The 6,081-nt window shown below is 48.6% G+C and carries 2 protein-coding genes; both read right to left on the bottom strand.

The window, feature by feature from the left end; genetic code table 11:
* Nucleotides 1–4,426 (bottom strand): beta-L-arabinofuranosidase domain-containing protein (locus B9Y59_RS15530; RefSeq protein ID WP_085531065.1); only part of this gene is annotated, 4,426 nt, incomplete at its 3' end.
* Between the two features lie 705 nt (nucleotides 4,427–5,131).
* Nucleotides 5,132–6,081, bottom strand: a 950-nt coding sequence (locus tag B9Y59_RS00385; RefSeq protein WP_158088889.1) for an FIVAR domain-containing protein, incomplete at its 5' end; no start/stop codon positions are given.

The following is a 6,081-nucleotide window of genomic DNA, read 5'->3' as shown; positions in this document are numbered from 1 at the left end:
CCGACAGGTCTGCACGGTATTTCAGATTTTCAATCGCCTTCTGCAAGTTCTCATATGCCTTGTCCACTTCCGCCTTCAGCGGGTTCTCCTCGGCATAGACGTCCTTTGCCTCATTCAGCGCTTCCTCAAAGCCCTCCGTGCTGCTCGGCTTGAATGCATCCAGTTTCTCCGCCAACTGCTCTGCGATTTCGATCAGCGGCAGCAGCACTTCCTTGTCGCCTTCCTCGAATTCCAATAGGTGCATCGCTTCCAGCAGCTCGTCCCAGGCCTGGTTGACCTCCTCCTGGGTTGCGGCTGGATCGTCGTAGACCTCCTGTGCGTTGGTCCGGGCATTCACAAAGAGTTCCCGCACTTCCGGTACCAGGCGGTCGATGTCCTCCTGCGTTACGTTGTTCGCCTCATCTAGGACAATCTTCAAGATGTCCTTGTCCACCTTCGTAAAGGTAAAGCGCAGGCTTGCACTCTCATTCGGCATCGTGTAGGTGTACGTAAAGCCGTTTGATTCAAACGGGATGTCCTCTCCGTTGAGCTGTGCACTGGCAAATGCGCCGTCGGTCGGGGTGAAGGTAAAGGTCAGATCTTCGCCCGGCATCACTTTCGCGCCGTAGATTGCATCCGTGGAAATCACCACATCTGCATTTCCTTCCACTTCCACCGCTGCATTGCTGCTCCACTGTACGGTCAACAACTGCGGCTCCTTCTCAGTCTCCTCTACAAAGTGAATCCGATAGGTACGTTTGCTGTCCTCAATACCTATGGCCCAAACGGTAATTTCTGCTGTTCCCGGGATGGACTCTGCCTGTTGGATAGAAATTCTTGCATAAGGTTCTTCCACTTTTGCACTTACAGTTGGAATTTCGTTTCCCGACGGCACTTTGACGGTATATTCCAATACATCGTTGTCAAAATCGGACAGACTCCTTGTAACGTGTGGTACATCCACCCATTCGCCGTCTTTTTCATATTGAATTTTCCAGGTGTCCGGTGCAATGACCCCACTATCCCAAGCACGGTACCAACAGATTTCCGCCTGCTGAACAGTAATGGGCTCTGCAAAATCGTACTGTACCCAGTGTTCTCCGCTGTTTGGATAAGTGGACCAAGTGAATTTCGCGTTTCCTCCTTCGTCAGAGGTATCCCATCCTTTTCCGTCATTAACCGCATCCAGGCTGGTCCAAGTGCATGTGTAGGAAGCGCTGACAGTTGCATCCTGTTCTGCATATGTTCCGTCTGTCTTCTGTAGGCGGAATTCCTTCATACCGACTGGTTTATATCCGTCCATCAAGACACGGAAACTTTGGGCAGTAACTGGGGTAAAATCGGCTACATTGAGTACATCGTATTCTGTTCCATAGGGTTTGTTCCCATAACAGACCTCCTGAAGCGGGATGTCCTGGAAGTCTACAACACCTTTTTCACCCTGGAGCTTCCACTCCATAATCCCCGAAGCAATCTTCTTTATATCATTTTTAATATTGAGGCGAATCTTTGTTGTGATGATCGGTTCAAATTCATAGGAATCGTATGCATTTTTGGAGAAATAATTGTACTCTTCAACCGGTTTAACCGGTACAAACGTCTCTCCATCCCAATAGGCAATTTCCAAGCCGTCCGGAATTTGTACGCCACCGTTGTCATCATACCATTTGATGTCACATCCCCACAGACTGACCGGTTCTTCAAAGTCGTACTGCACCCATGGATTGAGCGGCGTCTCATAGGATGTCCAGCGCGCATCCGTTCCATCATTGAGCGCCTCTATGGTATCGTACTGGGAAACCGCAGAAGCAGAAGGCGTCGCATAGCTTTCGAGCGGAAATTCGACACGTTCCTCACGGATATGAATCGCCATTGCGCCACTGTCACGGTTGTCCCATGCGTAGTAAGGGGTCATCACCAAAGGCGCATCCAGGTCCTGCTCATCAACCTGCACCTTAGCATTTGCTACAATCTGCATGGTAGACTTGATCTGATAGGGATCTTCACTCGGTGCCTGGGCAAGGAGGATTTCTTCATCTGTCAATGGGCGAACGGTAACATTATCCGCTGTAACCTCCCGGTTGTAACTGCGCAGACCGATACGGCCCGCCTGATGCTCCAAGTCTTTGAAAGAGCCTACCTTTTCTCCATCGACAAAGAACAGAAACGTATTCTGATAAGCAAGTACTTTCAATGTATACGTTTTCCCAAGCTCAATATCCCAGGTTTTCTTTCCGAATCGTGTCCAACTGCCATTTGCTTTTCCGTACTCTGCGCCTTCCAGGCCAATTCCAAAGTAATAGCCGTGGTAATTGTCCGGTCCGGACCCCTCCTGAGAAGAACGGACTAGCACGCCGGCATTTCCCGAATCGGTTCCGTCTTCTCCAAGAGTTACCTGCGCCTCTATAGCGAAGTCACTCCAGGCCTCGTCCCCTGCAACCAACTTATTGTTAGTCCCCTTCTCCATATGGACTTTTCCATTGGCAATTTCAATGGTCTGCGTATTGTCAACATTGAGCCAACGGGAGGACGCCGCCTGTGCATCTTCAAAATCCTCATTCAAATTTGCCTCAACATAGGGCGGGTATGTAATGGGGCGGTCGAATTTTTCATCCTCCAAATTCTCGATCCATTTGGTGGTAAAGGTCGCATCTTTGGGCAGATAATACTGTGTGACCGGATATTCGTTGTCCACATCTTCTGCTGCATAAACGATGGGTCCACGTTTGACCGCGACTCTCCCCTGATTCGCCTCTACACGTGGATCGGAATAGACGCGTTTTGTCTCCATTGTAAAATTCAGATCAATCGAATCGCCTTCGTTCCATGTGCGATCCAAGACAACATATCCCTGTTCGTCCGGCTCGGCAGAGACCGTTTCTCCATTTACTGAGAGGGTGTTTTCATCCGTTGCCCAAGAGGGAACTCGCAGGCGGAAGGTGAATTCTGTAGGCTGATCCACATCCACCGCAATGGATACCGTCCCTTCCCAGGGCATATCGGTATCTGTATGCAGGCGGACTGTTTTGCCGTCCACTTGTAGTGTGGCTTCATTGCCAATGTATAAGTTCTGTGTGAGAATATCCCCCTGTTGGGTATAAATATATCCGCCCAAGGATTCCACTGTGCGCATCAGGTTTGGAGGACAACAGGCTGTACCAAACCATTCGGAGCGATGTTTACTCCCATCGCTGCTCATGGGGTTGCCATAAAAGAAGGTTTCGCCCTCAAAATCCACACAGCTGATGATACTGTTGTACAAGCCGCGTTCCACAACGTCTGCATACTTGCTGTCTCCGTATAGGAGGTTCATCCTTTGATTGAACATCACATTGGCAATGTTGGCGCAAGTCTCGCAATAAGCGGTATCATTGGGCAGGTCGTAGGCACTTCCATAACCTTCATTGGCTGGATTGGAGCCAATTCCACCAGTGACATAGGTCTTTTTGTTTTCAATATCATCCCACAAGGCGAGCAGCGCCTCATCATACCGGCCATCCTGTTCTAAAAGATTGATGTCGGCCATTGCTGTATACATATATCCTGCACGCACAGCATGACCGACCGCCTCTTTTTGTTCTGTAACGGGTAGATGATCCTGATCGTATTCGCTATTGTGATTTGTTCCATGGCGGTCTTCAAAATCTCCGCGAGTATCCAAGAAGAACTCTGCCAAAGCGATGTAATCCTTTGCCTTATCCGAATACTCGCCGCCAATCTCCTCGCAAAGGTTTGCCAGCTTCACGAGAGCAAGTTCGATTTCCTGATGGCCCGGTACCTGCTTCCACTTTCCTTCTCCAAACAGGGAACAAACATAGTCCGCATTTTTGATGGCCATATCAAACAAACGAGTATCTTTGCCGCCCGTTGCGCGATAATGTGCCACAGCGGCTTCATAGAAGTGCCCCGCACAGTAGAGCTCATGGAGATTAAAATCCCACCATTTAGGTGTATTGCCATTGGCCCCTAATATAAAATAGGTGTCAAAATATCCATTCTCCTCTTGTGCGTCCATATAGTAGGGAATCCATTCTTCCAATTTGTCTCGGATATACTGTTGCCCCGCGAGGATCTCCTCATCTCCCATCGGGTCGATCTGCAACGCATAACACATGGATTCCAAAACCTTATGCACATCGGAGTCCACGTAAAATGCCCCTTGAAACGCTTCATATGCTTCACCACGGTGCATTTTAGCTGCATTGATGATATTCGGTATTCCACCGCTTGCCTTTTCAACGTTGGAAATGCCAGTAGGAATAACTTTACAGATAAACTGTTTCTGACGCGCAGTCCAGAAATCATCTGTAATTTTTACATGAGTAAAATCGACTGATTTTGCAGGTTCCTGTGGTTCTGTAGCTGAGGCTGGCGCAGCAAAGGCCGGTGATGCGCTAGAGAACAAAATGGTCGCACTAAGCAAGCACGCTGCAAGTTTCTTTTTCATAAAGCTCCTCCTTTTAACATGTTTCTTTTGTTATATAACCTTTTAGTTCGCATAAACCTCCTTTCCGCCTTTCCTTGTTATTTACATCATAGCCACAAAAATTTAGCTTGTATTTATAAAAAACAAGTGTAAATATACAATTTTTTAGCATTTAAGTGTAAATTAGAAGTAAAACATAGTAGAACGATGCATAGTGAAAAGAGAGAATAAAATTTCTTTTTGAAGGCCATGCAATGGGTTTTTGTAAAGAATATTACATGCACATCGTCTACAGAATCATGGACTTAAATGAAGTACTATAATTGACAATTCATTCCTAGTCGAGTTCTTTGATCGGATCAATAAAGAAAGTTCATTTTTTGTTACATGTTTATCCAGAATATAAAAGAAACCCGCTCCGACTAAAACCGAAGCGGGTCTTTTGCCTTTATTCAATTGCGTTCCACCAGGGTCGTCTGAACCCACACCGTCCCTTGAATGCTTCCTCTCTTCTCAGGACGGTTATCCGTATGTTTGGTTTCTGTCTTTAGGCTTATCCTTTTACAAACACATCGGCTATGCGATAGGGCGGTAGATGCCCTTCTTCTCCCACAAATGTACAGCGTCTTTCGTACCTAGGATATTGCCTACGAAACTCTTTGCTGTTGGTTACTGGGTTCGATCGGATGTAGTCCGCCTTTCTGCCGTTCAGAACAGATTTGGTACTCAGCCGATTGTAACCGTGCAGTGTTTCACCGCATTCTGTCCCGGCAGTGTCGTGTAAACGCCCGTACTCTGGCCCGGTGTGCCGGTTGCATAGACTCTGTAGTAGTAATCGTTTCCAACCTTTGCCACAAACTGCGTCTTGAGAACGCTGCCGTTGCCTACCGTAAAGCCCGGCGTCTGGTTGTTTCCATTTACCACCGTCATCTTGAAGCAGTATGCGCTACCTCTCTTGAGCGTGAAGTTCACTGTCGTGTCACTTACCACATGCGCCTTCTGGGTCGAGACGTTCTGTGCCGCAGAAACGACGCCTGCCGCTCCATAGGAGTTGGAGGCATTCACAGAACTGCTTCCCTTTCCTCCCTTGTTGTCCGGCTTCGGGTTAGGCTTCGGCGTCTCCGCCTTCTCCAAACTTGCTACAGCTGCTTCCAGGTTCACATATACCTTTGCGATTGTCCGGTTGTCCGCGGTTTCATCCCCGGCGACTGCCTTTGCTACCTGTAGCGCCGCCTCCAGGTTTGCCACACTGCGGTCCGTATAGCCGTTCAAGTCGATCGCTTCTGTCTCTTCGATGAGCTTCTGCAATTCTTCTCTGCTTGGGATCTTCCGCAGGGCTGCCATTGCTTCCGCAAGCTTCTGCGCCATTGCATCCACTTCTTCCTGTCCAGCTTCCGGATTCCCAAGCATCGTCTCTGCATCTTCCAGCACTCCATTAAAGGTCTGGAATGCCTCGTCCTGGATATAGCTGTCCATATCCAGACTCCTTGCTTCATCGACCACGGTCTGGAGCACCGACAGGTCTGCACGGTATTTCAGATTTTCAATCGCCTTCTGCAAGTTCTCATATGCCTTGTCCACTTCCGCCTTCAGCGGGTTCTCCTCGGCATAGACGTCCTTTGCCTCATTCAGCGCTTCCTCAAAGCCCTCCGTGCTGCTCGGCTTGAATGCATCCA

It is taken from the genome of Anaeromassilibacillus sp. Marseille-P3371, from assembly GCF_900169665.1.
GTDB lineage: Bacteria > Bacillota > Clostridia > Oscillospirales > Acutalibacteraceae > Anaeromassilibacillus.
This window is presented reverse-complemented; position numbering and strand designations above follow the sequence as displayed.